At 42.9% G+C, this 26,131-nt stretch carries 22 protein-coding genes and 1 pseudogene; 9 read left to right on the plus strand and 14 right to left on the minus strand.

The genetic code is table 11. From position 1 onward, the window contains the following. Nucleotides 1-13: 13 nt before the first annotated feature. From VL20_RS07660 to VL20_RS07675, 4 genes are all read right to left on the minus strand, one after another. A complete protein-coding gene (locus VL20_RS07660) occupies nt 14-727 on the minus strand; it encodes a biotin--[acetyl-CoA-carboxylase] ligase (RefSeq protein ID WP_052276122.1) in 714 nt (237 codons plus the stop codon). A 300-nt stretch (nt 728-1,027) separates the two neighbouring features. Beyond that, nucleotides 1,028-1,672, minus strand: coding sequence for a histidine phosphatase family protein (locus tag VL20_RS07665; protein ID WP_002765895.1), 645 nt, complete (start codon nt 1,670-1,672; stop codon nt 1,028-1,030). Nucleotides 1,673-1,721: 49 nt separating this feature from the next. Continuing rightward, nucleotides 1,722-2,360, minus strand: coding sequence for a histidine phosphatase family protein (locus VL20_RS07670; RefSeq protein ID WP_002746077.1), 639 nt, complete (start codon nt 2,358-2,360; stop codon nt 1,722-1,724). Nucleotides 2,361-3,024: 664 nt separating this feature from the next. Further along, a complete protein-coding gene (locus VL20_RS07675; RefSeq protein ID WP_002765893.1) occupies nt 3,025-3,444 on the minus strand; it encodes a YraN family protein in 420 nt (139 codons plus the stop codon). A gap of 19 nt (nt 3,445-3,463) precedes the next feature. Between VL20_RS07675 and VL20_RS32380 the strand changes: the two genes are divergently transcribed. Then, the gene (locus VL20_RS32380) at nt 3,464-3,589 is read left to right on the plus strand and encodes a hypothetical protein (protein ID WP_284526039.1); all 126 of its coding nucleotides are present in this window, start codon (nt 3,464-3,466) and stop codon (nt 3,587-3,589) included. Between the two features lie 57 nt (nt 3,590-3,646). Here the strand turns inward: VL20_RS32380 and VL20_RS07680 are convergent. The 8 genes and pseudogenes from VL20_RS07680 to VL20_RS07715 all read right to left on the minus strand — a co-directional run bounded on the left by VL20_RS07680 (nt 3,647) and on the right by VL20_RS07715 (nt 12,040). Then, nucleotides 3,647-4,023: pseudogene (locus VL20_RS07680) on the minus strand (DUF3110 domain-containing protein). A gap of 79 nt (nt 4,024-4,102) precedes the next feature. After that, nucleotides 4,103-4,564: a DUF2996 domain-containing protein gene (locus VL20_RS07685; RefSeq protein WP_052276123.1), complete on the minus strand. Its 462-nt coding sequence runs from the start codon at nt 4,562-4,564 to the stop codon at nt 4,103-4,105. 378 nt (nt 4,565-4,942) lie between these two features. Next, nucleotides 4,943-5,320 (minus strand): hypothetical protein, encoded by a 378-nt coding sequence (locus VL20_RS07690; RefSeq protein WP_052276124.1) that lies wholly within the window; start codon nt 5,318-5,320, stop codon nt 4,943-4,945. Between the two features lie 215 nt (nt 5,321-5,535). Then, the gene (locus tag VL20_RS07695) at nt 5,536-7,059 is read right to left on the minus strand and encodes a pentapeptide repeat-containing protein (protein WP_052276125.1); all 1,524 of its coding nucleotides are present in this window, start codon (nt 7,057-7,059) and stop codon (nt 5,536-5,538) included. Between the two features lie 282 nt (nt 7,060-7,341). Further along, nucleotides 7,342-9,360, minus strand: coding sequence for an NAD-dependent DNA ligase LigA (gene ligA, locus VL20_RS07700; protein ID WP_052276126.1), 2,019 nt, complete (start codon nt 9,358-9,360; stop codon nt 7,342-7,344). Nucleotides 9,361-9,374: 14 nt separating this feature from the next. Continuing rightward, nucleotides 9,375-9,941 (minus strand): Uma2 family endonuclease, encoded by a 567-nt coding sequence (locus VL20_RS07705; protein WP_052276127.1) that lies wholly within the window; start codon nt 9,939-9,941, stop codon nt 9,375-9,377. 20 nt (nt 9,942-9,961) lie between these two features. Then, nucleotides 9,962-10,528, minus strand: coding sequence for a Uma2 family endonuclease (locus VL20_RS07710; RefSeq protein ID WP_052276128.1), 567 nt, complete (start codon nt 10,526-10,528; stop codon nt 9,962-9,964). Nucleotides 10,529-10,720: 192 nt separating this feature from the next. Next, nucleotides 10,721-12,040: an aminopeptidase P N-terminal domain-containing protein gene (locus VL20_RS07715; RefSeq protein ID WP_052276129.1), complete on the minus strand. Its 1,320-nt coding sequence runs from the start codon at nt 12,038-12,040 to the stop codon at nt 10,721-10,723. 209 nt (nt 12,041-12,249) lie between these two features. On the opposite strand from VL20_RS07715, the gene VL20_RS07720 reads away from it, so the two are divergent. The 8 genes from VL20_RS07720 (at nt 12,250) to VL20_RS07755 (ending at nt 23,586) form a co-directional block, all read left to right on the plus strand. After that, on the plus strand, nt 12,250-12,723 hold the full coding sequence (locus VL20_RS07720) for a hypothetical protein (protein WP_052276130.1): 474 nt from the start codon (nt 12,250-12,252) through the stop codon (nt 12,721-12,723). Nucleotides 12,724-12,939: 216 nt separating this feature from the next. Beyond that, nucleotides 12,940-13,884 (plus strand): PhzF family phenazine biosynthesis protein, encoded by a 945-nt coding sequence (locus tag VL20_RS07725; protein WP_052278406.1) that lies wholly within the window; start codon nt 12,940-12,942, stop codon nt 13,882-13,884. Continuing rightward, a complete protein-coding gene (locus VL20_RS31065) occupies nt 13,881-14,150 on the plus strand; it encodes a hypothetical protein (RefSeq protein ID WP_043995696.1) in 270 nt (89 codons plus the stop codon). Before VL20_RS07725 ends, VL20_RS31065 begins: the two co-directional genes overlap by 4 nt. 5 nt (nt 14,151-14,155) lie before the next feature. Continuing rightward, nucleotides 14,156-17,218 carry an FkbM family methyltransferase gene (locus VL20_RS07735; RefSeq protein ID WP_052276131.1) on the plus strand — a complete coding sequence of 1,021 codons (3,063 nt, stop codon included), beginning with the start codon at nt 14,156-14,158 and terminating at the stop codon, nt 17,216-17,218. A 26-nt stretch (nt 17,219-17,244) separates the two neighbouring features. Continuing rightward, nucleotides 17,245-18,663, plus strand: coding sequence for an FkbM family methyltransferase (locus VL20_RS07740; RefSeq protein ID WP_052276132.1), 1,419 nt, complete (start codon nt 17,245-17,247; stop codon nt 18,661-18,663). A 74-nt stretch (nt 18,664-18,737) separates the two neighbouring features. Continuing rightward, nucleotides 18,738-19,490, plus strand: a complete 753-nt coding sequence (locus tag VL20_RS07745) for a class I SAM-dependent methyltransferase (RefSeq protein ID WP_002787303.1) — start codon at nt 18,738-18,740, stop codon at nt 19,488-19,490. A 213-nt stretch (nt 19,491-19,703) separates the two neighbouring features. Next, on the plus strand, nt 19,704-20,450 hold the full coding sequence (locus VL20_RS07750; protein ID WP_052276133.1) for an FkbM family methyltransferase: 747 nt from the start codon (nt 19,704-19,706) through the stop codon (nt 20,448-20,450). A gap of 385 nt (nt 20,451-20,835) precedes the next feature. Next, the gene (locus tag VL20_RS07755) at nt 20,836-23,586 is read left to right on the plus strand and encodes a beta strand repeat-containing protein (RefSeq protein WP_052276134.1); all 2,751 of its coding nucleotides are present in this window, start codon (nt 20,836-20,838) and stop codon (nt 23,584-23,586) included. A 286-nt stretch (nt 23,587-23,872) separates the two neighbouring features. Here the strand turns inward: VL20_RS07755 and VL20_RS07760 are convergent, their stop codons facing one another. Together VL20_RS07760 and VL20_RS07765 are read right to left on the minus strand one after the other, a co-directional pair. Further along, nucleotides 23,873-24,784 carry an Rpn family recombination-promoting nuclease/putative transposase gene (locus tag VL20_RS07760; protein ID WP_052276135.1) on the minus strand — a complete coding sequence of 304 codons (912 nt, stop codon included), beginning with the start codon at nt 24,782-24,784 and terminating at the stop codon, nt 23,873-23,875. Nucleotides 24,785-25,003: 219 nt separating this feature from the next. Then, nucleotides 25,004-25,927: an Rpn family recombination-promoting nuclease/putative transposase gene (locus VL20_RS07765; RefSeq protein WP_052276136.1), complete on the minus strand. Its 924-nt coding sequence runs from the start codon at nt 25,925-25,927 to the stop codon at nt 25,004-25,006. Nucleotides 25,928-26,131 lie beyond the last annotated feature (204 nt).

Below are 26,131 nucleotides of genomic sequence, written 5' to 3' on the forward strand. Positions count from 1 at the left end.
AAAATATTTAGACTCAATTATAGCCGAGACTGACCCTACCGGCCGGTATATAGATTTCGCTACTGGCATTGTCCGAGGTGAGTTTAACTTTTAGTTCCCCTCGATCGCTTACCCCCGTTATTATGCCCTGATAGCCCTCAAAAGCTATCTTTTGACCAAAATTGGCAAAAAGCTCTAAATAGGAGGCTAATAAGGCTTTTATGCCGTGATGACAGTAATATTCATAGCCGTATAGGATAGCATCGCTGGTGAGAGAAGTTAACTGAGCGATCGAGGTGATTTTATTGCCAGTAAAAGCTTGTAAATTAATACCCGTGGGGGGGACGGGATTAGCCCAATTGATGCCCACTCCGATGACTGCTTGCGGGATGTTTTGACCCTGAATACGGGTTTCTAGGTTAATTCCCCCTAGTTTGCGCCCTAATAGGACTAAATCGTTCGGCCATTTGATTTTAACGGGTATTTCTTGACAATTGAGGTGATGAGCGATGCCCCAAACTGTAGCGAGAACGAGATGGGCAGATTTATCCACCTCTAAATCCAGATTTAACGCCAAAGATAAATATAATCCTCCCGGTTCAGAAATCCATTCCCGTCCCCATTGTCCCCTCCCGGCACTTTGTTGACTAGCAGTCACCACAAAAGGCGGCTTTTCCCCCGACTCTAATAATTGCCATGCTTTAGTATTAGTGGAAGGTAATCGCTCAAAGTGATGGATTTTGGTCATAAATTGGGAATTATGAATTATGAATTATGAAGTGGGGAGTATTTTCAGTGTTGCCAAAGGCACGGCGTAGCCGTCCAGTAAACAGTAAACAGTAATCAGTGACCTGATACTAAATCCGTTGAGTACAGGCTACATATCAGTACAGGCAAAAGGCAAGAGGCAAAAGGCAAAAGAGGGAATAGATAATCAGTTTTTAATAACCGGATTGAGTATGAAAACTCACATCTGATAACTGAATCACTGATAACTGATCACTGATAACTGGTCACTGATAACTGATCACTGATCACTGATAACTGATTAGGTGCAGGGGAGAGAACGCAGGTACTCACTGAGGTGGGAACGTAAACCGATGCCATGGAAAAGCGGGCCACGACTGCCTAATTCGACGATACTGACGGCGGCCACGGGCATTTCAAACCGATCGCGATAACGGCCCACATCGATACCCATCAGACTACAGAGCATGATCCGGATGGTGGCCTTGTGGGAAACAATCAGGATATTGCCATCACTGTGGGTGTGTTCAATTTCCTCCAAAACGGCCGCGGAACGACGGGCGATATCGATGCCCCTTTCCCCGTTGGGGGGAGCATTCCAAGCGGGATCCGTCAACCAACGCACATAGAGATCATGATATTGATGATCAATATCGTTAGGGTGCATTCCTTCCCAAAGACCATAACCGATCTCTTGTAATCCCTGCCGGATTTCTAATTTCAGTCCCACCGCTTCACAGAGAGGTTTAGCGGTTTGAATAGCTCTTTGGAGGGGACTGACATAGGCCGCGCGCCAAGGTAAAGAACGATAGACATCGGCGAATTCCTCCGCCATTTCGATGCCTTCGGCAGTCAAACCGGGATCATTTTCTGGAGTACCACAGTATCCCCCCGTTTTGCTATAGGCTGTCTGTCCGTGTCGCAGAAAATATAACATCAAGCACATAGTTTTTCAGGAGACCAAATCCGGGGTTTCCCTGGTTGCTGTTGACTGGTTAGGTTCCCGCTCGGGAGCGCAGGTCATTGCGGATGTGAGAGCGATCGCCCATGACTTGAAAGAGGGGACCATGTTCGGCTAATTCGACGATCGTTACCGAGGCCACGGGCATGGCAATTCGATCGCGATAACGGCCGATATCAATGCCTAAAAGAGAACATAACACGATTCGGATCGTTGCTTTATGGGAAACGATCAAAATATGGCCATCATCGTGATGATGGTCGATTTCCTCTAATACTTCCGAACTACGACGAGCGATATCGATGCCTTTTTCGCCTCCTGTGGGAGAATTCCAGCCTGGATCTGCTAACCAGCGCACATAATCATCATGAAACTCCTGATTAACCTCGGCTGCGGTTTTTCCCTCCCATTGACCGTAGGCAATCTCTTTTAATCCTTCCCGTTTGTGGATGGGAATACCTAAGAGTTCGCTTAAAGGGGTGGCCGTGGCCATGGTGCGCTTGAGGGGACTAGAATAGATACCTGTCCAAGGCACATCTCGATAGGCAAGGGCGAAATCCTTGGCCATTTCATAGCCGGCCGGGGTTAGTTCCAAGTCTAATCGACCGCAAAAACTACCCGTTTGACTGGCTGTAGTTTCGCCATGACGCAAAAAGTAAAGTTTTAGACTCATTTTTTAGGTTCCTCTTAATATTTGTGACTCTCTCCCACCTATAGTGATACTAAATCTTGTTTAAAAAGTACAGGAGAGCAGGGAGCGGGGAGAAACAATTTAAGCTGTTCGTAATTTAAATTGCTTGTTGAGATCAGGCGGTCGGCAGGGGGCGGTCGGCGGTCGGAAAAATCGAATATGCAATTTAGATTCAAAACAGCTTAGTTGTAAAATATCTACATCTATCAGCCACTTATCTATAGTTTTGTAACGGCAATTTTTGCTAAAAATCAATAAGTGTAAACTTTAATCACAAGCTCGATCGAGTCCCGACAAAGGTGTTATCTTAAAAACATAAGGCACAAAGGAAGCGACTCAACTTCCTTCCGGGCAAAAAGACCTAGAGCGTGTGCCGCCTGCTCTAGATCAACGCAACAGCTAAATCGGACACAGATTCTCAAAGTTTGTAAAGTAAAGTATGGTTTCGCCTCTGTTGCTCGATATAGGACAGATGGAGTGAGCCGTAATCAGCACCTGAGTCGGTAAACTGAGAAATCTTGATAGTTGACAGATAGACTGTTGTGGGTTCTGTAAACCTCTATTGTATTGAGTCCGTTAAACTTTTAGGAGTCCATATCGTTTGTACAAGATGAAGCCCGCCTCCCTAGGCGGGCCTATTGTGTTTTTAGAAAACCGCCACGAGATATTCCTGTAATTGCAATTGATAACCTGCCTGTAGCTGACAGGGATAATCAAGGGAAAACTCAGGTAAAGCTAATAGAGAACTTTTTTGACAACTAACTAACGCCACATCGAAGCGACAGCTTAAATCAGACCATTGGGGATAAAAGGCGAGAAATATCTGGGCAGCTTGGTAAATTTTACCTTGTTTACGGTCATTGATCGCTAATTTGCCCCCTAAATCCCAATTGCCAGCACTGCGGGTTTTCACCTCGACGAAAGCGAGAGTCGCTTGGGATTTAGACAAGACGATTAAATCGATTTCACCGCCAGCACTACGCCAACGACGCTGGAGAATATGCCATTGCTGTAATTGCAACCAATCCGCCACCAAATTTTCGCCCAATTCCCCCACGGTTGTCATATTCAGTTATCAGTTATCAGTGGTCAGTTATCAGTGGTCAGTTATCAGTTATCAGTTATCAGTTATCAGTTATCAGTTATCAGTTATCAGTGGTCAGTTATCAGTTATCAGTTATCAGTTATCAGTTATCAGTGAACAATATTGATTTATTATCCTGTCTTCTGACTCCAAACTACTGATTACTGTTCACTGAATCACTGGATTACAAAAGTCCTTCTAGACGACGACGGATGCTGTCTAACTCCGCATCGGGAATCTCAGAAAACTCCTCCTCGGCGGGGGGACTTCCTCTTTTTGCCAATCCAACTCCTCGGCATTGCTTTCGGGGGGAATTACCAACATACCCGCTGCAATCATTTCCGCTTGATAGCCGGCGCCGCGACAAAATTCTGCCACTTCCTCGGAATCAATTTTCTCTACCGTGGGAGTCGGAAAATCCTGTGCCTCTAACAGCAGAGCATAACGGGTGGCATCATCTTCCGATTCAAACATCAACACCTTATTGATAGCTCCCATTTGAATGGTGTGGATACCTTCGTTTTCTGTGCCTGCGTTAAAAAGTAGTACAAATACACGCATAATTACTATTAGCGATCGATAAGCGGTGGTCGTCTATACTCATTTTACCCCCCTTCTCGATCGCTAATCCTGAGCAATTTTAGTTTCTAGTCAACCACTTTTGACCGTTAAGCCGTTGCAGGGTGTAAAACAACAGTAAATCAAGACTAACTTTCCTTTCATCGATCATAAATGATTCAAGTGTACTAGGTTGAGCACCGCCCTCAGCTTGAGAAAAAGCTTTTTTACCATTGATGTTTTCTTCCAAAAAATAAATGCTAAATTGACGCATTCCCTCGAGCCAATTGCCAGTTAACTGCCAACAGGGAGAGCTAGAAAAGCCCTGCACGGGAATTTTATCCTGTTTAAAGGACAGCTTTATATCACTTATACCGAGCTTTTGCAAGGCTGCCGCCAGTGCGGGCTGAAAATGCTGCTCAATAAATTGAGCGAAGGGTTTTTCCTCGACGGTTGGCTCCTTGGGTTTTTTAGCAGCCGCAGGTTGAGCCGGTTTTGCTGCTTCTGCTGCCGGAGTTGCGGGGGTGGTGGTTTCTTCTGCCATAGGAATTAATCAGGAATGGGTAGGTAGCTACAATTATATTTTCTCCCGGGTTATCAGCTATCAGTTTTTTTAGCTATCAGCTTTGATTTACCCGATTAATTAGCGATTTTTTTAGTGACGGCGTTTCTCATAAATATGAAGTATAACCGGACAGGGCATCGTCTCGGAGTCTCCCCAAAACAAAAACCTCCTACCAGCGACCGGCGGTTTGATGAGCTTATTTTACCGTGAATGACTATGTTTGACTATATTTTTATTTAAACTTGACAATACTTCCGCAGATTTGCTCCAGTCTTAGAGCTTATTTATCAAGTAAACATTAAAATAAATGTAGGGCGATCGAGGAATTATCACCCTAGTTTTTCTGACAGGGATTTCTTATTTTCCGCAGTCATAATAGCTTATGCCACTTTCTTCACCTTTCTGTGTTCTCCAATTGGGACACCACTCGTTAAGAGGGACGACAAATGAGCCTCTTTTATATTCATCCTCTATTATTGGTCGAGCGTTATCAGCATCTTGCTTGCTTGGGAATAAGATGACACTCACATAAAATCCTTTTCGTTTAAATAGCTTATTTTTGCCTCGATATTGTGGCAATCGTCTTGGTAGTTGTTCCATTTCCCATTGTGCTTCTTGAATGCCTCGATCTGAACCATAAACAACACCATGGGATGGAGTTTGGGAAGATACTTGGCCAGCAAGACCAATACTTAATATCAAAGTAGCTAAAATTAAACACTCTCGATTCTTCATACTATTTGGCTCCTTATAATTGTTAAATAAGTTTCAAATTTATTGGCTACTCTCAAGGGGAGCATCTCACCTTTGCAATGAGCATAAATACTTAGTGGAAAAATAGGCTTTTCGAGGGTAATTCTTGTTTTAATTCTCCATGTACGCAGTCTTTAAAAGCCTCTATTTCGTTCCAAGACACGATTAAGAGTGGCTTTTAGGCTAAGTATAATTACTCATCGCGTAAATGAGATGCTCCCACTCTCAAGTCTTTTCTCGCATTTCTTAATAGTTGTCTTAAAGGGTATAGTGTTTAAAACAATTTCTCCTTTGGTAACACAAGCATCATCAAGTTTAGTTTCTGGTGAAATTGTTATCTTTGTTGTCTCGACATTATCAAAATTTGCACTCGTTAAATTCGTATTAGATAAATCTACATCAGTCATTTGACTCTTGATAAATTTTGCACCCTGCATATCAGCACCAGTGAAATAAACATCTGTTAGATTCGCTTCACTAAAATCAGATTCTCGTAGTTGTGAACCCTCAAATAATTTTACTTTTTTAATATTAGAGTTCGTTATGTCCGCTTTATCAATTACTACTCCTAATGGCTTTTTATTCACCGTCTCAACTTGATCAACATCATTTAATACCATACCTTTGAGATTGGCTCCATATAAGTTAATTTCTGGCTGAGGATATGGCTTGTTATTATCAACAGTAATTAATTGCGATTCAGCTAAATAAATGATAACTTTTCCTTTACGTTTGCCATCTAATTGTTCTAAAACAGAGAGAGTTAAAGCTTGAGCGGTCGGTCTAAATTCTGTCAGTAACCTTTCCTCTGAATTTGATTCTTTAGAACCGGGTGTTTGTTTGCTTTTTTTTGTCTCTACAATTAAATCTTGCATTTTGGAAAAATAATCCGTCAAAATCTCCTGATGTTTCTGCTCTTGTGCAATTTGAGAATCTCTAAAGTCGGCTGCAGAATTCAGATAGAAAGCACCCAGAGCTAACATTAGAGGTACTATCAATAATTGTAGCCAATCCCAAAAACTTTTTTTCTGAAAGCCCGACCATTTAAAATTTGCTATCCAGTTCGATACTATCGCTACAATGGCTAGAATAAGTAGGAATAATAATAAGAAAAGTATCCATCTTAGCCAGGGCATATCAGGGACGAACCCATAACCATCATTTATTAGACCAATCGCAACAACTATTAAAAAGGTAAACAAAGACAAGAATATGTACGGCCAATTTTTTCGATTGCCTAAAAAATCTCCAAGTTTGCTATGTTGAAGCTTCGGTGCAAATAGCTTTAAATAATCCTCATAACTTAGGTCGGGGCGAATTAGTTTTGTATCTCCAGAATAGTGATAATCTGGATTGCCTGTCAATATCTGGAAAGCCAATTCCTTACCCGTAATTGTTTTCTGAGATGAGTTTTCTGGTAAATCATCTAACCATCTTAAGGCATATTTAAGTCGTTCTATAACTTCGTCGCTTTCAAAGGGTGATTTAACATCAGGAAGAATTCTCAGGTCAAAATCACGAATATCGTGGCGTTTTAGGAGTTGCAGTTCTTGTTTTTCTAGATTTCCCAAACTAAAGAAATGCGTGTCCGATAAGCCAATTCTATAATGCCACGTTTGATATTTTTCTCGCCATTCGACCAGCTTGCCATAATATTCACTTTCCGGTCGCACATTTTCTTCAATGCCGATAATTAAAGAAGCCAACTCTGAAGCTATCATTAATATAACCCCCTGTTATTTATGTTATTTTTATAAAAAGTTAGAGAGAGTTTGAATATCCGTGAGGACTAGCATTATACACTATACACCTATCCCTCAGAATAGCAGAAAGTCCTTAACCAGAGACATTTACTTAGTACAATTTTACTTTTCTCGTCCTTAAAAATTGACTGTTTATATGATGAGTTTGTTTCTGGATTAGATCAGATTTATCGCCCAGTTTGGTTGATATTTTTTAAGGATGAACTTGTCTTTTATCTTGATGAAATAATCCAGATTTTACTAGACTTTTCCGACTTCGACTAATTCGAGTAATTGTGCTTCGGTTAGCTGAGTAATGCCCAATTCTAGGGCTTTTTCTAGCTTAGAACCCGCCGCTTCTCCTAGCACTAAATAATCGGTTTTTTTGCTCACAGAACCCGTCACTTTCCCCCCGGCTTTTTCGATTAATTCTTTCGCTTCCTCCCGTTTGAGAGTTGGTAAAGTGCCAGTAATCACAAAGGTTTTCCCTGCTAAAGTCGCTTTCGTGGTGGTGGTTTTTGCTGCTGCGGCAAATTGTAAACCAGCCGCTTGTAATTTAGCGACTAAATCCCGATTAGCGGCGATTTTAAACCAATCATAGACCGATTGAGCGATTTCTTCACCGATACCATAGACAGAAGCTAAATCAGTCACGCTGGCGTTAGCTAACTCCTCCACAGTCCGAAAACTTTCCGCGAGAATTTTGGCGTTAACGCTGCCCACATAGCGAATCCCTAGCCCATAAAGTACCCTCGACCAGCTTTGATTTTTGCTCTGAGCCATAGCTGTAATCAAATTTAAGGCTGATTTATCGCCCATTCGGTCTAATTTGGCAATTTCCGTTTTTTCGAGGCTGTAGAGGTCAGAAATGGTGGTAACTAATCCCTGTTCAATCAGCAAAATCACCACTTTTTCCCCTAATCCCCGAATATCGAGAGCATCGCGACTGGCCCAATGTACTACACTTCCCCGCAAAATCGCCGGACAGGAACTATTGACACAGCGCGTCACCGCTTCCCCCACCGGACGGACTAGGGGAGATTGACATTCAGGGCAATTAGTGGGCATCTGGAAGGGTAAAGTCTGGGGAGGACGCAATTCGGGCAGGATTCTCACCACTTCTGGGATAATTTCCCCCGCTTTGCGGATAATTACCGTGTCACCGATGCGGATATCTAATTCGGCCACTCGATCGCTATTATGTAAAGTAGCCCTTTGTACGGTGGTTCCTGCTACCTGTACCGGTTCCATCACCGCCATGGGTGTAACCGCGCCGGTGCGTCCCACATTGACGATAATATCTTTAACTACTGTGGGGACTTCTTCGGCAGGATATTTTAAAGCGATGGCCCACCGGGGGAATTTTTGGGTGAATCCTAACCGATTTTGTCGCTGTAAATCGTTGATTTTGACTACGACACCATCGGTCATGTAGGCTAATTGATGACGTTTTTCTTGCCAATCTTGATAGTATTGTGCCACTTGTTGCAGGGATGGACAGAGTTGACGGTGGGGATTAACCAGAAATCCCAGGGTTTCTAATCTATCTAAGGATTGCCATTGAGTAGTGATATGGTTATCGTCTAAATGCAGGGTATAGGCAAAAAATTGTAAGCGTCTTTTATCAACTATTTTCGGATCTAATTGTCGTAGGGTTCCGGCTGCTGCATTGCGGGGATTAGCAAAGAGAGATTCCCTTTTTTCTTCTCTTTCTTGATTGATTTTATCAAAGGTATCGAGGGGTAAAAAAGCTTCGCCGCGCACTTCCACAATTGCCGGGGGATTGTCTATATTTAAGCGTAAAGGAATAGAGCGAATTGTCCGCACATTGGGGGTAATATCTTCGCCAGTGACTCCATCCCCTCTGGTAACACCTCTGACTAAAAAGCCGTTTTCGTAGGTTAAAGCTAACGCGGAACCATCGATTTTTAATTCACACACATATTCCGTGTCTTGGGTTTCATTTACATATCTTTGCCAACGGTTGCCCCATTTATTTAATTCTTCGAGGTTAAAGGCATTTTCGAGACTATACAGGGGAATATTATGACGAACAGAAACAAATTGACTAGAGATTTTATCTCCGACTCTTTGGGTGGGACTATCGGGGGTGATTAATTGGGGATAACGCTTTTCTAGGTCTTCTAATTCCCGATAAAGTTGATCATAAACGCTATCGGGTATAAAAGGATCATCAAGAACATAATAAGCATAACTGGCTCTTTGTAGTTCTGTTTTTAGTTGTTGGCAACGTTGTTGGATTTCTAAGGGGATAGTCATAATCGTTAATAATGCTACTGGGCAAAAACCATTTGAGGAGTTAATTGTAAATCGGGAAATGTCACCGATATTATTCTATCTTCTTTGTGAAATTCTGCCAGTTCATAAAATCCCGAAATCAGGGTTAAAACTGATATTTTTAGGGACATAGGATCGATAATCCAGTATTCAGGAATGCCTCTCACTGCGTATTCTGAACGTTTATAACGGTAGTCATCGTCGGCATTATTGGGGCTAACAATTTCTACAACTAATAAGGGAGGAAATTCAATCACTGCTGTGGTCATATTTCTAATCTCTTGACATTGTTCGGCAGTTAAAATCATTAAGTCTGGAATTCTCGATTTAGCTTTATCGGTGCGAATTCCCACCGTAGCAGGCATGACTTTCCAAGTTAGATTTAATCTTTTAATTTCTGCCATTAAATAATCATAAAGAAAGGCAAGAATTAGAGCATGAAAGCCACTAGCGGGAGGCATAGAAATTAATTCTCCGTTAAATAATTCGTATTTATTATCTGTGGAGTCCTGATAATTTAAATATTCTGCAAAGGTATATTTTTTTTGTTGGGTAGCAATCATAAAAGTATCCAGCTAAGATTTTACTGTGCAAAGACCATTTGAGGAGTTAATTTTAAATCGGGAAATGTTACCGATTTTATCCTATCTTCGTTGTTAAATTCTGCCAGTTCATAAAATCCCGAAATCAGGGTTAAAACCGATATTTTTAGAGCCATAGGATCGATAATCCAGTATTCAGGAATGCCTCTCACTGCGTATTCTGAACGCTTATAACGGTAGTCATCATCGGCATTACCCGGGCTAACAATTTCTACAACTAACAGGGGAGGAAATTCAATCACTGCTGTGGTCATATTTCTAATCTCTTGACATTGTTCAGCAGTTAAAATCATTAAGTCTGGAATTCTCGATTTAGCTTTATCGGTGCGAATTCCCACCGTAGCGGGCATAACTTGCCAGTCTAATTGTAGCCTCTCTATTTCCCTTTCTAACACCTTAAATATATATCTAAGTATCAAAGCATGAAAGCCACTAGCGGGCGGCATAGAAATTAATTCTCCGTTAAATAATTCGTACTTATTATCTGTGGAGTCCTGATAATTTAAATATTCCGCAAAGGTATATAATTTTTCTTTGGTAGCAATCATGATAATCTCTAGAAAAAACTTAATTCAATCTCCTTAAGGGGGGTAGGGTTGATTCATGAATCAACCCTACCATGAATCAACCCTACTATGAATCAACCCTACTATGAATCAACCCTACTATGAATCAACCCTACCATGAATCAACCCTAGGGTTAGGGGGAAACTGACAATTTTTAACACCTAGCTTTTTACTCAAGATTCGATATCCTCAACTTTTTTGGGAACTGTTGCAGTTAAAACCTCATTTCCTGTGGCAGTAACTAACACATCATCTTCGATACGGATACCGATACCCCGCCATTTTTCTGGCACTTCCGGCTGTCCTTCAGCAGGTTTAATATCGGGGGCGATATAAATACCGGGTTCCACGGTTAAAACATGACCGGGTTGCAAAGTTTGCCAAGTTTCTTCGTTAACTTTATAACCTCCCGCATCATGGACATCTAATCCTAACCAATGGCCGGTTCTGTGCATATAAAAAGGCTTATATTTTTCCTCTTTAATTATCTCATCAATGTCGCCGATCAATAGCCCTAAATCTACTAATCCCTCCACAATTGTCCTCACGGCTGTGTCATGAAAAAGATTATAAGGATTACCAGTTTTCACCACTTCAATCGCCTTTAATTGAGCTTCCAGAACAATTTCATAGATAATTTTTTGTTCAGGGGTAAATTTACCATTAACGGGAAAAGTGCGGGTAATATCACCGTTATAGTAATTGTAGGCACAACCAGCATCAATTAATAAAAGCTCATTTTCTTGTACTTGGCGATTATTGTTGATATAGTGCAGAATACAGGCATTAGCACCACTAGCGACAATAGAAGGATAAGCAGGACCCATACCCCCTTCTAGGCGAAAAGTATGCTCAATTTCCGCTTGAATTTGATACTCATAGTGACCAACTTTTGTGAATTCTCTGGCGCGATTATGTGCCTGTGCTGAAATAGCGGTTGCTTTGCGAATATTGTCCAATTCGGCCTCGGTTTTCAGCAAGCGCAAAGGATGGAGAATAAAATTAGTATCCTCTAAAGCAGTCGGTCCGGTGCCGCGACGGGGAAAAGTGGCGATTAATTTTTGCCAGTGATTGAGAACATTTGTATTAAAAGTTTTGTCCCGGCCGAGATGATAATAAATTCGTTCGGCTTTTTCGAGATATTGGGGTAATTTTTCCTCCAATTCTTCGATAGAATAGGCCTCATCAGCAGCAAAAATCTCCTTTGCTCCTTCCACACCGTGGAGATAGCCAGTCCAGGTTTCTTTTTCGGGGTCTTTTGGCTGCACGAACAGGATAAACTGATGTTCGGGGTGATGGGGTGCTAAAACCGCCACCGCCTCCGGTTCATTAAATCCTGTCAGGTAAAAAAAGTCACTATCCTGACGATAGGTGTATTCTACGTCATTGTGCATGACCGCCATGGGCGCACTGCGAAAAATTGCGGTTCCATGGCCGATTTTTTCCATTACCTGCTGACGACGCTGCTGAAACTCTCTGCGATCGATGCCCATAGATATTCCTAAAAATGTCACAATAAGTCTTAGAGTCTATTATCGCTAAGTAGGTAGGCGTTAAAAGTTGTCAGATGCCCCCCTTATCAAGGGGGATTAAGGGGGACTAAGGGGGGATCGGCACCCCCCTTATCAAGGGGGGCAGGGGGGATCGAACCTAAAATCCATTTTTAATTTAATTATAACCAGCTACTTAATCTTTTTAGTTTATGACCCCTGAAGAACCGGATTTTTCCCAAGATATCATCGAAAGGCGCTCGTTTACCCTAGCAGATTTTATCGCTCAAGAGGGGGCGGATTTCCTCAAAGGGGAATCTCCTGTCCCCAAATTAGTGCAAGTTACCACAGAGATTAAACAATTTATTGCCGCTAATTTAGGTGATTCTTCGGGAGCTTTGCAGATAATTTTACAGCTTATCGTCGATGAAGAATTAACAAAAGTCAGTCAAAATTTAGATAATCCCGTTCAAGCTTTACAGTTAATCCTAGAAGAAATTTTAGACAATCAAGAATTACTCTATGAATTAGTACACCGAGTCGATGTGAAATGGGGACAATTATACGGGGAACGTCCCTATTTTCAAAAACCCCATCAAAAACCTCACCCTGAAGACGAATACACCCACAATTCCGTCAGAGATAAGTTAGTCAGTTTATTAGCCAGATTAGAAGCGAATAAGTAGTAGAGCCTATAGCAGTTATTAGGAGACTCCGAGACAATGCCCTATCAAGACATACCTTATCTTTAGGAAAAACTCTGTATTTTCATTATTTCTTAATAGAGAGACTAACAGGACTGACAAGGATCATCTATCCCTAGACAGACCACCAGGGTGGTCAGAGGTGAAAATAGGTGTAAGATGAAAAAATTCTCCGATCACTGTTGCTCTATCCCCCGCGTGCCTACCTATTCCTACTATACCGCCGATGTTTTTAGCGATCGCATTTTTGGCGGTAATCCCCTGGCGGTTTTTCCGGAAGCGTCTGGATTAACCCGCACCCAGATGCAAAAAATCGCCGCCGAATTTAACTTCTCGGAGACAGTCTTCGTTTTTCCGCCAGAAACGCCCCAAGGCACTAAAAAAGTCCGGATTTTCACCCCCAGTACCGAATTACCCTTTGCTGGTCATCCTACCGTCGGCACAGCCTATATTTTAGCCCTAATCGCTGCTATTTCCCCCCACCAAGAAACCACGATTTATCTAGAGGAAGGAGTCGGTTTAGTACCGGTGAAAATTCTCATGGAGGGGGAAAAACCAGTCTATAGTGAGTTAAAAGTGGCACAATTGCCGGAATTAGTGACGGATAATCATGCTCTCGATGATTTAGCGGCGATTCTTTCCCTCAGCGTTGCCGATTTCCTACCCGGTTATCCCCCCCGCGCCTTTTCCTGCGGTCTCCCTTTTTTATTCATCCCCGTCAAAAATCGAGATGTTTTGGGGAAAATCAGAGTTAATCTAACTCTCTGGTCATCATTATTAGGTCAATCCCCTGCTAACTCCCTTTTTGTCTGCTGTTTTGACCCAGAATCACCCCAATCTCGTATTTATGGCCGAATGTTTGCCCCCGGTTTGGGAGTTATGGAAGATCCCGCCACTGGTTCGGCTGTGGCCGCTTTAGCGGGCTATCTAGGCGGGTTAGAATCTTCTAGGGAAGGGATGAATCAATGGACGATAATCCAAGGAGTGGAAATGGGCAGACCCAGCAGTTTACAATTAAAGTTTCAGAAAAACAACCGGTCAATCACGGAAGTTTCTGTGGGTGGTGCATCAGTTCTAGTCTGCCAAGGCAAGATGATAATTCCCGATGGGGAAACAAAAAGTGATATAAACAGGTCATTGTGATAGCAATCACTGAAGTTAGTAAAAAGGAGATGAACAATCTTAAAACATTAAGACCTGCAAGGAGCAATCTCCGTTTTCTGGGATGGATAAGAATAAATTTGACAGGGTATAGGGAAAAATATAAAATTTCTAGAGGGATAACCAAGAAAAAAAACAGCAGTTATCTTAATGACGAGGCAGTAAGCAAAACGAGGTTATACTTTGTTTTTCTGGGAAACCCTGTCAGAGGCAGTGGAATGTCTATAGTTAAACTCTATTATAATTAATCATTATGATCACCTCTTATCAGGAACTACAAAAAAAACTTAGTTTGTCGTTACACGACTTAAATAATCTTGCCGACAAATTCCGAGAAAGTTATGATATTATAGTATCTTCAAACGAAATCAATGAGAATCACGGTGTCGGGGTTCTTTTAAAGAGAATTTTCCCTGATACCAGTGGGATAGTCTCCTTACGAACCACTAATCTCTACGGAGGAGAGCAAGATTTTGGAGTCCATAATTTTTGTCTGGATGTGCGAGGTTGTTCCTACGGGGAAATTTTATTAAAGATCCAAAATTTATTTGTTCATTTAAAACCGAAAAGAGTCCTAGTAATTCCCTACTTTGTCGAAGATTTTTATGTGGCCATAGCCCTAAAAGCCCTCTTTCAAGTACCCGTTTGTACCTACCTGATGGATGATCAAAACATCTATGTCAGGGCTGTGGCCGATGGGATTGTTAAGCAATTAATCGATAGCAGCGATCTAATTTTAGGCATTTCTCAGCCTCTTTGTCAAGCCTATAGTAAAAAATACGAAAGAAAAATTTGGTTTGTACCGCCCCTAGTAGAAAGTTATTTAATACCCCCAGAAATTACCGTCCCCGATTCTATGGCAAGAGGGATTTTGATCGGTAATATCTGGTCTCAGACTTGGTTAGAAAATCTCAGGCAATTATGTCGAGAATCCCAGATCAAATTAGATTGGTATGGCAATCCTAATCGTCAATGGTTGCAATTCCAAGAAGCAGAGTTAGAACAAGATGGTATCTTTTTTAAAGGTTACTGCAGCCAAGATGCTCTCATCTACTACTTACGTCAAGCCCCTTTTGCAATCGTTCCCACCGCCAGTTCTGAAAACGAGCAAGATCGTCCCGAATTCGCCTGTTTGAGTTTACCTTCCCGCATTCCCTTTATTACCGCCGTTGCTAATACTCCGATCATTATTGTTGGTCGTGAAGATAGTGCCGCCGCTCAGTTCGTCAAAGAATTCGACCTAGGAACTGTCTGTGATTATAAAGCTCAAAGCCTATTAACAGAAATAGAGAAACTGCGAAGAGAAAGCAATCAACTGCGGCTCCGTTATTCCAGTCAAAAATTAGCCAAAAGCTTAAAAGCCGATCATTTTGATGATTGGCTCTGGAGATCGTTAGAACAGGGAAAACCCATCGATAATCGCTTTGAACAATTCGAGAAAAATAGCCTTAAGTGCAGTGTGATCGTCACCGCTAGTGAAGTCAATCAAAGTCACGGGACAGGAGCCTTGGTCAGAAGAATCTTTCCCGATGATAGCGAGATTATTTCCATCCGTTCCGATAATCACTATGGCGGTGAACAACAATTCGGGGTCTTAAGCTTCCATCTTGACCATAAGAAAATGTCGCGACCGGCGATATTTCAATCAATTCTACAAACTCTCGGACACCATCAAGTCCAAAAAGTTTTTTGTGTCCCCTACTATGCCAGCGACATTCTGACATCGATCGCTATTAAGGAATTATTTAATGTTCCCCTTGCCACCTACATCATGGACGATCAGAATATCTGCGTTCAGGAGATATCCGATGATTTGATGAAAGAGTTTTTAAGCAAATGTTCCGTTCGTTTTGCCACCCATCCCGAACTCCGCGACGCTTACGAGAATAAGTACGGCTACAAATTTTGGCTCCTACCAGCGATCGTTCCTCACCGTCTAATTAGTAGTGAAGTTGCCGAAGTTTCTCCCCAACGCTGTCAAGAAAAATGGGGAGCTTTATTAGGGAGCATTTGGAGTCCTCAATGGTTTCAATCTCTTTTAGAGAGTATTCAAGGAGCAGGAATTAAACTAGATTGGTATGGCAATTCTAACTATTATTGGCTTAAAGAATCTGCCGCAGAATTAGAAAAATGGGGACTTTATAGCCAAGGACTTTATCCCGAAGAACAACTAGGACAACAACTACAAGCATATCCCTTTGTTATTGTTCCCACCGGAACCATGGACGAAAGAGATGATCGGACAGAATTATCTCGTCTTAGTTTACCTGGCCGGATTATTTTTAACCTCGCCACCGCTAACACCCCAGTAATTCTTTTAGGCAGTAATAAAACCTCGGCCGCTAACTTTATTAATCGCTTTCAAATTGGTGTGGTTTGTGATTATACGCCTGAAAGTTTGGCAGCAGCCGTGGACCACGTTCTTAACCCCGAAAATCAGCAAAGAATGCGAGAAAATGCCGTTAAGGTAGCGGCAAAATTCTCTGATCAAGATATTAACGATTGGGTGTGGCAGTCCCTAGAAAAAGAACAAGCAGCCGATGACAGATTTGAAGCGATTTTACCTCGATCGCCGATCGATTTAGTTCACTTTATTGAGCCACCCGTCCCCAAAAAGATTTATAAAGACTATATGCCAGTTTATCAAGTCATGCGACGTTTACGAGGGCAAAAATATCAGCCCGATTTTGTGGTTGATGTGGGAGCTTCCCACGGTATTTGGTCTCATACCGCTAGTCAATTATTCCCAGAAGCTCGCTTTATCCTCATCGATCCGCTAATCTCAAAATACGAGCAATCGGCCAGAAATTACTATATCTGTAATATTCCTAAAGCGGAATTACTAGAAATTGCCATCTCTAATCAAGCTGGTCAGTTAAGTTTTCAAGTTTCCCCCGATTTGTACGGTAGTTCCTTACTTACTCCCGCCGATTTTAGAAACTATGAAACGATTACAGTGGCGGTAAAAACCCTCGATCAGGTGGCGACAGATCAGCAAATTTCTGGCAGAGGAATATTAAAATTAGACGTGCAATGTGCCGAGCATATCGTCTTAGAAGGAGCCAAAGAATTTATCGCTCAGGTGGATTTAGTCGTTGCTGAACTCTCCTTTATTCGCTATGATCAGAACGCTCTCGTCTTCAATGAAATGCTTAATCTTTTGGATCAGCTTGGTTTCCGTTATTATGACGAAACCGGCGAATGGAGATCCCCCATTGATGGCACACTCCTCCAAAAGGAAGTGGTTTTTATTCGCCAAGATTTGTTAGTTCCTGAAACTAGCCGCAAAATTGAAAATTCTCCCAGTCAAGCTTAAGACAATTTCCCTAATCACTAGCCAAAATGATCAAACAATTATTAGCCAAAAATAAAATAGTTCAGCGATTTAAAGCAGTCAAAGATTTATTTCTAGAAAAACTTGATTCACTCAGTCATGTCCAACTGGAACAAATCCAAAAACTGGAAAAACTGGAGAAACTGGAGAAACTTAATCAGCTTGATCCCTTAGCTTTTAAGGTTGAGCAACTCAATAACTCCACGGAGCAAATCCGACAAGAAAATACAGAAACCAAGCGAAAGGCTGATTTATTACTGGAAAATCAAGCTTTTTTACTGAAGTTTTCCGTAGATATAATTAAAAATATTCAAGTCTTGACGGAACAACTCCAGACAAATCACAGCCAATCTCAAAAACAGCACGAATTAACTCTCGACACTTTCCAAAAAATAGCCAGCCAATCTCAAAAACAGAACGAATTAACTCTCGACACTTTCCAAAAAATAGCCAGCGATGTGAGATTAGACTCCCAAAAACATAATGATATAATTCTCGATTCTTTCCAGAGAATTTATGAAGCTTACCAACAGCAAAGTGATGCTGTTTTTGGAACCATACAAAAAATACAAGAAAATCTCCATCAAATCAGCGAAGACAACCGCCAAATCTTTGAAGATATTCACTCTCAAAAATATAAAGTAATTACGGATCAACAATATTTTCAAGATTTAGACATCGAATTAATGACTTATTTATATTCCTATCTTCCCCATCGTCTTGCAGTAGATATTGGCGCTAATCGAGGCGATGTTTCTAGTCGTCTCCTACAAGCTGGTTATCAAGTTTATGCCTTTGAACCTTTTCCTGCTGTAATCGATAAGCTCAAAAATCGCCTCGGTGATCATCCTAACTTTCGGCTTTTTCCCTTTGCTCTCGGTTCCGAAAATCAAACCCAAGAACTCCATATAGCAACCGATGAAACCCCAGACAACACCTATCAAGATGCCAGCTTTTATAGCAGTTTAACTAAGCATTCTCTTTCCGAAGGTTTAGTATTTACCGATACTATTCCCGTTACTGTTAAAACCCTAGCTAGTCTCCAGGATGCCGAGGAATTACCTAAAGATATTGGTTTGGTTAAAATTGACACAGAAGGCTTTGATTTAGAAGTAATCAAAGGTATGGGTAACTATCGTTATCCCGTGGTAGTTGCGGAATTTTGGGATAAAAATTTCCCCTTTGGTCGTTCGGGAGCGATGAATCAATTACCAGATTTAGTCAAGGCAATGAAAGAAAGAGATTATCATTGGCATCTAGTTATCTATCGTATTTGGGGCAGTTCCGACGTTAGTTATTACTGTAATTCTGCCTATTCCCTCGATAATTCCTGGGGCAATGTTTTCTTTTTCCAAGATTATCAGGTCTTTCATCAAGCCTTACTTTGGTGTGCTTCCGTTATGCCAGCCACCTACTTTTCAGCTTAAATTGTAATTGGTAGAATTTTAGTTAAAATCTGCTAACAAATTAGAATGGAAAACAGCAATTAAAGAGTAAAATTATGGCAAGTAAATTTCAAGAGTATGTCAGTCAATCAGTTTCGGTTGAGGGATTTTTTATGGAGCAAGCCGCCATAACTTGGGATTGCTTACTAAATTATCAAACCAACCATAATATCAAAGGTAATTTTTTAGAAATAGGAGTGTGGAAAGGAAAATCAGCTATTTTATCTTGTCTTCATGCTAACCCAGAAGAAACCTGTCTATTAGTTGACTTGATTATGTTTGACGAAGCCCAAGAGCTTCTCAAGAATTTACACTCTAACAGTAATTTTTATCGATGTAAATCTCAAAATTTTTGGCAAAATGAAGCTAATCTTCACCAGTTTTTTTCCAGCTGTAGATGGCTCCACATAGATGGTGCCCATTCCGGTTCTGCTTGTTTTAACGATTTACAGATTGCTAACCAGCTTTTGAGTGAGGAGGGAATAATTTGTATTGATGACTTTTTTAATCCCAGTTATCCCCAGGTGACAGCCGCAGTTTTTAACTTTCTCGCTCAATTTCCTTTTTCTCTGAAAATTTTCCTGTGTGGTTTTAATAAAGGTTATTTAGCTCGCCCCTACTACTGCGACAACTATCTTCGTTATTTATTGGAGAATTTTCATAATGATTTATCGATGATAAACTATTCAGAAAAAATCACTCTCTACAAAACCTCTATGCCAGGAGATTTTAACTGCTTTGGTATGCGTGAATATCAAGGCAAAAAAATTGTGGGACTAGATGAAGATGACAGCAAAATCTTCATCTAGAGTTAAGTAGGTAGGCGTTAAAAATTATCAGACACCCCCCTTATCAAGGGTTGATTCATGAATCAACCCTACCATGAATCAACCCTTGGGACTAAGGGGGGATCGAACCTAAAATCCATTTTTAACTTAATTATAACCAGCTACTTAGACTCTATAGATTAATTGCTCAAAAACAATTATTGGTTGGAGACAGAACAGAATTGGGTAGGGATTATGACTCACAACAATAATAGACTTAAAGAGAATTACCAAAAAATGCTTGATGACTTAGATCCTCAAGTCCTCCAGTTGGATCGACAGGTATTTAAACGACTACAAAACCTAGGTTACACCCCGAGGGTGATCTTTGATGTGGGTGCTTCTAATAGTGGCTGGTCCTACTATATCAAACAGGTGCTGCAGGAAGCTGAATTTTATCTCTTTGAACCCCTCATCGACTACAGCAGCGACTATCGGGAATTAATCTCAGAAATTCTGCGAGTCTATCCTTCCTTTCATCTACACAAATACGCCCTAGGTGAAACCTGCGGCGAGGTGACGATGAATGTTTCCACGGACGTGGTGAGCAGTAGCCTCTTGCCAACCGGTGATGATAGTCAGCCCACCACTCCCATCTCGGTGCAAATGTTAACAATTGATGACGCAATTGCCCGACTTGGTTTACCCCATCCCCAAGTGATCAAAATTGATACCCAAGGCTCGGAGTTGTCTATACTTAAAGGGGCCGTTAAAACCCTACCTAAAGTCGATATTCTCTTTCTCGAATGCTGGCTCTATCGGGGCTATGGCAAAAAAACTCCCCTCTTAACCGAAATCGCCGATTGGTTATTATCCTTTAATTTTCGGCTTTGGGATGTGGCCGATGCCTATCGCGATCAAGGGGGAGTGCTAACCACATTAGATTGTATTTTTGTAAATACTCAAGCCGGTATTGCCCCGATTTGGTACTATGAGAACTAGAGTGGCTTGACTTTCCTAACCCGTCTAGTCCTTGCCGTGCGAGGGAAAAGAAGAACAGTCTATTTTCTTCTTAGATATACGATAGACCAAGTACCAAGTTGGAGAGCAAGGGACAGGATTAAACAGTCCTTAGATCACTATTTCGGGAAGGGGAAACTGAGCCATACTTAAGAGGGCTTTTCCTACCCCCAGTTTTTCATGCGGGAAAAACTGGGGGTCAAGCCACCATTCAGACTGTCCAAGGAATAACTTTTTTATGTCCACAGGATTTCTACTTGCCCAAACGGGAAAGACTTGTTATAATTTTATCCGAGTAGCCGTTAGGGTCCCCCGACCTCTGGACGGACTCAAATTATCATAACCGTGAGGAGTTGAGATTAAAAACATGGCAATCAGTCAAGAAGTGTACGCTTCGTTAAATATTCTTTATGCTTCCCAAGCTCCGTCAGCCTCTGACATTAGCTTGTGGCAGACTAACCCTAGCTTGACATCCCTAAGCTGGGAAGAAACGGTTCTTGTTTTCGCCAATTCGGATGCGGCCAAAGAAACCTATCCCCTCTTGGCGGCCCCTGGGGCCGCCACCGATGCTACCAGAAAGCAGTACGTTCTAGAGGTCTTTAACAATGCCTACGGCCTACAAGAAGCCGATTTAGATGCCGCCGAGATTGACTACTGGGTTAACTGGCTCGGTCAAACCAATTCCGACGGTAGTCCCGCCGACAGCGATGGCAACGGCATCCCCAATATTCTGGATTTTCCCATCGTCCTTAACCAGTTCCAGCCCCCTGCAATTCAACAGGCCCTGCTCAACCGGGCAGAAGTAGCTCTTGATTTCGCTGCCCAGTTCCAACTGCAAGGTATTACTAGCTTTACCGAGGAATACTACAACACCTCTTGGAGCATCCTTGAAACCGTCACTGCCTCTGCGGCTAGTGTTACTGCGGCCAAAGACCTTAATATTTTGGCGGCCCAGGCGGCGGCTGGTGTGGGCAACAGTGCCATCCTCACCGCAGGTGTGGACATACTCACCGCCAATAGCTTCCTCGCTCCGACGGTCAATAATTTCGGTGAATTTAACGCCACCTTCAACAGTGGTGACAAGCTCACCGGTTCCGGCACCAACCCCACCCTGACAGTTCTCAACACCGGTGGAGCCACCCTCAATACCGGTCCGGTGCTACCGACGATGAAGGGCATCGAGACCCTCAAAGTGGTTAATACTGACATTGACGTTATGGTACCTGGTGATGCTAACTTATTTGTACTAGGTGCTAATGTTGTTGGGGTTAAAAATGTTGACCTATCAGATAGTACATCTGGCTTGATTCTCAGCAACTTCCAGACGGCGGTAGAAAAAGTCTCGGTCAGTCGTACTGCCATCAATTCTGACGTAGAACTCGGTATCACTATTGCGGGTGCCGCTCTAGCGGGTAGTGAAGATACGGTGGCTGTAACTCTCGATCAGGTGGGTCGCTATAGCCCCGTCACCGGTGCTGCTATCGGGTTCTTAACCTTAGGACTTAACCCAGTATCCGGTGGCAATGGTTACGAAAAAATTTCCATCGCAAGCAAGGGTCTAGCCAACGCTGTGAAGGCACTAACCGCCACTGGCTCGAAGGAAATCACCATCACTGGAGATCAGGATCTCCTCATCGCTGCTGCTCTCCCCAACACCGCCACCAAGCTGGACGCTTCTGCCCTTGAAGGTGATCTGGACGTGACTGCGGGCAACGGCACAGTGGATTTCGTCGGCGGCAAAGGTGATGACACTTTCCGTTTCCTTGCAGGTACCTTCACCGCTACCGATAAAGTGGACGGTGGCGACGGTGCCAACACTTTGGTAGTAGTGGCGGCAGATGCAGAAACCATTATCGCGGCCGATGCCAACATCAAAAATATCCAAAGCCTGACTTTATCTACTGGTGGCACGGCTACCAAGACTCTCCGGGCTGACCTAATCGGTGATAAGATCACCACGGTGACCCTAGCCGCACCGACTTTCGGTGACTACACGATCCGCTTTGCCGCAGGTGCCAACTCGGTTAACGTCTTCGAAGATACATCTTTCTTGGCTACTCTCAACGTAGAAGCCAATGGTGGTGGTAACAACGATTCTTTGACCTTCACCATCGACGGCGATGACCCCGGAACTCCTTTATTAATAGAGAAGGCTAATATTGATGTCGGCAACCTCAACCTGAATAACACCAACACGCCTAACCGCTCGATCGAGCAACTTAAGCTTGTTGTCAATAACTCCGGTGCTGGTACTCATACTATTGGCGCGATAACCCTTCCTCAGGCCGCTGGTGTGGTGGAAACCATCACCATCACTGGTAACTCCAGCCTGACAATCGGTGGTGCAGTGAAAGCCGAGAAACTGGATGCTTCCGGCCTGACGGAGGCAACCGCCGGCACCACTGGTTTAACCATGAGCGCACCATCGGTATCCGATGTGGGAATTAACCTCACCGGCTCCACTTTCGATGATTTTCTGATTGGTAGTGATAAAAATGACTTCATCAGTGGTGGTGCTGGAAAAGACACCATCACCGGTGGTGCTGGTGCTGACCAAATCAAACTAGGGGATGGGTTCGATACGGTTCGCCTCACAGACGGTACAGCGGGGGCTGTGGGTAAGCTGAATCAGCAGGAGGACTACACCACCGTCACCGATTTCCTCACTGGCGCTACGGCAACCACAACAGACCAGATTCAGGTTTCTGCATTCCTTAATGGTGGTTTCATTTTCGACCAATTTAATGGTGGTATTGTCTTGGCTGGTGATGCTGTGGTTACCAGTGATGTGGCTCAAGGTGCTATTGTTGACTATTCAACTCTCACTGCGAATTTCCTGAGAATTACTGGTACTGGCAATATCACTAAAGACAACTCCGCCCAAGCGGGCTTTGATGCGGCCATCGCTGGTGGAGAGATCACGGTTGCTGCGGTTGATATTGATATTCTCACCTCCTACTACGATTCGGCTAATAGCCAGATGGTACTTGGTCAGGTTGATGTTGGTGGCGACGGCAAGATGGCTTCTGGAGATGTTTTCACCATCATTTCCCGCGTGACCATGACTGCCGCGGATTACAACAACTTCGGCAACGCTCAGTTTGGTACGTTTATCTAATCCTCTGCCCCTCGGCTAGAAAAAACCTCCCCTTATTGGGGGGGTTTTTGGTTTTTTCCAGTTCCAGGGTTCTACCTTTGCGTCCTGTGAGTAACGCACAGAAAACGGGTTTCTCCGAGAAACCCGTTTTCTACCTTTGCCCCTACTTTTTCAGCTTTTCTGGGGGCAGTAGTAGGGTTAATTCATGAATTAACTCTCATAGTAGGGTTAATTCATGAATTAACCCTACCCTTGATAAGGGGGGTGTCGATCCCCCCTTCCCCCCTTGATAAGGGGGGTAATAGCTTCAATTTCCTCGCGACTTTTCTGGGGGAAATCGCTTTAAGAGTTGCTGCTTGGAACAATGGAGAACTAAAGGAGTAAATTCTTCTGGGGACAGTTGTAAAATCCGGCTGATAATAGCTTGAATTTCTGGGTCTAACTCACCGAAGCGGACTCGGAGCAGGTTTTCCACCACCAGACGTTCCCCCTCTTGCAGACCCCGTTCTAGACCCCGTTCTAGACCCCGTTCTAGACCCCGTTCTAGACCCCGTTCTTCTCCTTCGGCCAGTGCCTCTTGATAGACTCTCGTTTGTTTTAAATCACTTAGTCCAAACATAGCTTCAATTTCCTCGCGACTTTTCTGGGGTAATTTGTAAATGATGATACTTTCGATTAGGTCAATTAACTGCCGTTGACTGGACTGGTCGGTGATTTCTTCTCTGGTGCGCTCGATTAGGGTTTGAGCAGTCCTCACCGCTGCTGTTTCCGACTCTACTACTAATTTAATCACACCAATTCCTAAGGAGGGATTGTCCCTTGGGGGCAATTCATCGAGATAAATGCGTCTAACGCTTGATAAATTGAGGATTTCGCCAAAATGCAGGGATTGTTCCCGTTCCACCCGACGATGGGGATAAATGACGACAATTTGCCAGGGGTGGGGTGGTTGATATTGTTTTAAAAATAGGAACAATTCCGCAAAAAGTCGATAGTAGAGGGTGTCGTCCGGTTGGAACTGCACTTCCACTAGGTAGAGGGGTTGCTGAATATCTTCTCTGAGTGGTATAAATAAGCCATCGAGACGGAAAGAGAGTTGTTTCACCTCTTGGGAGGTAAATTGATAGTTTGCTGCTCCCGGTTGCGGTTGTCCGATTAGGTCAAAGAAACTGTCCGGAAAGCGCAGGAATATTTGGTAAAAGATACTGTCAGTTTTCACGAGAAATCTCGCTTCTAGGGTTTATTGGCAGTTGCCGAATCGTTTGGCTAAACGGTTAATACTCTAGTATTAATAGACATTGTATAATTTTTTCTCCTTATCTCGTTCCAGGGTTCTACCTTGGAACCCTCATAGTAGGGTTAATTCATGAATTAACCCTACCCTTGATAAGGGGGGTGTCGATCCCCCCTTCCCCCCTTGATAAGGGGGGTGATAGCTTCAATTTCCTCGCGACTTTTCTGGGGGAAATCGCTTTAAGAGTTCCTGCTTGGAACAATGGAGAAGTAAAGGAGTAAATTCTTCTGGGGACAATTGTAAAATCCGGCTGATAATAGCTTGCAGTGGTGGGTCTAACTCACCAAAACGGACTCGGAGCAGGTTTTCCACCACCAGACGTTCCCCCTCTTGCAGACCCCGTTCTAGACCCCGTTCTAGACCCCGTTCTAGACCCCGTTCTAGACCCCGTTCTAGACCCCGTTCTTCTCCTTCGGCCAGTGCCTCTTGATAGACTCTCGTTTGTTTTAAATCACTTAGTCCAAACATAGCTTCAATTTCCTCGCGACTTTTCTGGGGTAATTTGTAAATGATGATACTTTCGATTAGGTCAATTAACTGCCGTTGACTGGACTGGTCGGTGATTTCTTCTCTGGTGCGCTCGATTAGGGTTTGAGCAGTCCTCACCGCTGCTGTTTCCGACTCTACTACTAATTTAATCACACCAATTCCTAAGGAGGGATTGTCCCTTGGGGGCAATTCATCGAGATAAATGCGTCTAACGCTTGATAAATTGAGGATTTCGCCAAAATGCAGGGATTGTTCCCGTTCCACCCGACGATGGGGATAAATGACGACAATTTGCCAGGGGTGAGGTGGTTGATATTGTTTTAAAAATAGGAACAATTCCGCAAAAAGTCGATAGTAGAGGGTGTCGTCCGGTTGGAACTGCACTTCCACTAGGTAGAGGGGTTGCTGAATATCTTCTCTGAGTGGTATAAATAAGCCATCGAGACGGAAAGAGAGTTGTTTCACCTCTTGGGAGGTGAATTGATAGTTTGCTGCTCCCGGTTGCGGTTGTCCGATTAGGTCAAAGAAACTGTCCGGAAAGCGCAGGAATATTTGGTAAAAGATACTGTCAGTTTTCACGAGAAATCTCGCTTCTAGGGTTTATTGGCAGTTGCCGAATCGTTTGGCTAAACGGTTAATACTCTAGTATTAATAGACATTGTATAATTTTTTCTCCTTATCTCGTTCCAGGGTTCTACCTTGGAACCCTCATAGTAGGGTTAATTCATGAATTAACCCTACCCTTGATAAGGGGGGTGTCGATCCCCCCTTCCCCCCTTGATA

This window comes from Microcystis panniformis FACHB-1757, from assembly GCF_001264245.1.
Taxonomy (GTDB): Bacteria; Cyanobacteriota; Cyanobacteriia; order Cyanobacteriales; family Microcystaceae; genus Microcystis; species Microcystis panniformis.

Bases quoted from the DNA above. Each gene is read 5' to 3' on its own strand.
- VL20_RS07750 (WP_052276133.1), top strand. From the start codon at position 19,704: ATGACTCACAACAATAATAGACTTAAAGAGAATTACCAAAAAATGCTT.
- VL20_RS07715 (WP_052276129.1), bottom strand. From the start codon at position 12,040: ATGGGCATCGATCGCAGAGAGTTTCAGCAGCGTCGTCAGCAGGTAATG.
- VL20_RS07735 (WP_052276131.1), top strand. From the start codon at position 14,156: ATGATCACCTCTTATCAGGAACTACAAAAAAAACTTAGTTTGTCGTTA.
- VL20_RS07705 (WP_052276127.1), bottom strand. From the start codon at position 9,941: ATGATTGCTACCCAACAAAAAAAATATACCTTTGCAGAATATTTAAAT.
- VL20_RS07670 (WP_002746077.1), bottom strand. From the start codon at position 2,360: ATGAGTCTAAAACTTTACTTTTTGCGTCATGGCGAAACTACAGCCAGT.
- ligA (WP_052276126.1), bottom strand. From the start codon at position 9,360: ATGACTATCCCCTTAGAAATCCAACAACGTTGCCAACAACTAAAAACA.
- VL20_RS07755 (WP_052276134.1), top strand. From the start codon at position 20,836: ATGGCAATCAGTCAAGAAGTGTACGCTTCGTTAAATATTCTTTATGCT.
- VL20_RS07740 (WP_052276132.1), top strand. From the start codon at position 17,245: ATGATCAAACAATTATTAGCCAAAAATAAAATAGTTCAGCGATTTAAA.
- VL20_RS07695 (WP_052276125.1), bottom strand. From the start codon at position 7,059: ATGATAGCTTCAGAGTTGGCTTCTTTAATTATCGGCATTGAAGAAAAT.
- VL20_RS07690 (WP_052276124.1), bottom strand. From the start codon at position 5,320: ATGAAGAATCGAGAGTGTTTAATTTTAGCTACTTTGATATTAAGTATT.
- VL20_RS07720 (WP_052276130.1), top strand. From the start codon at position 12,250: ATGACCCCTGAAGAACCGGATTTTTCCCAAGATATCATCGAAAGGCGC.
- VL20_RS07660 (WP_052276122.1), bottom strand. From the start codon at position 727: ATGACCAAAATCCATCACTTTGAGCGATTACCTTCCACTAATACTAAA.
- VL20_RS07675 (WP_002765893.1), bottom strand. From the start codon at position 3,444: ATGACAACCGTGGGGGAATTGGGCGAAAATTTGGTGGCGGATTGGTTG.
- VL20_RS07685 (WP_052276123.1), bottom strand. From the start codon at position 4,564: ATGGCAGAAGAAACCACCACCCCCGCAACTCCGGCAGCAGAAGCAGCA.
- VL20_RS07745 (WP_002787303.1), top strand. From the start codon at position 18,738: ATGGCAAGTAAATTTCAAGAGTATGTCAGTCAATCAGTTTCGGTTGAG.
- VL20_RS07665 (WP_002765895.1), bottom strand. From the start codon at position 1,672: ATGTGCTTGATGTTATATTTTCTGCGACACGGACAGACAGCCTATAGC.
- VL20_RS07710 (WP_052276128.1), bottom strand. From the start codon at position 10,528: ATGATTGCTACCAAAGAAAAATTATATACCTTTGCGGAATATTTAAAT.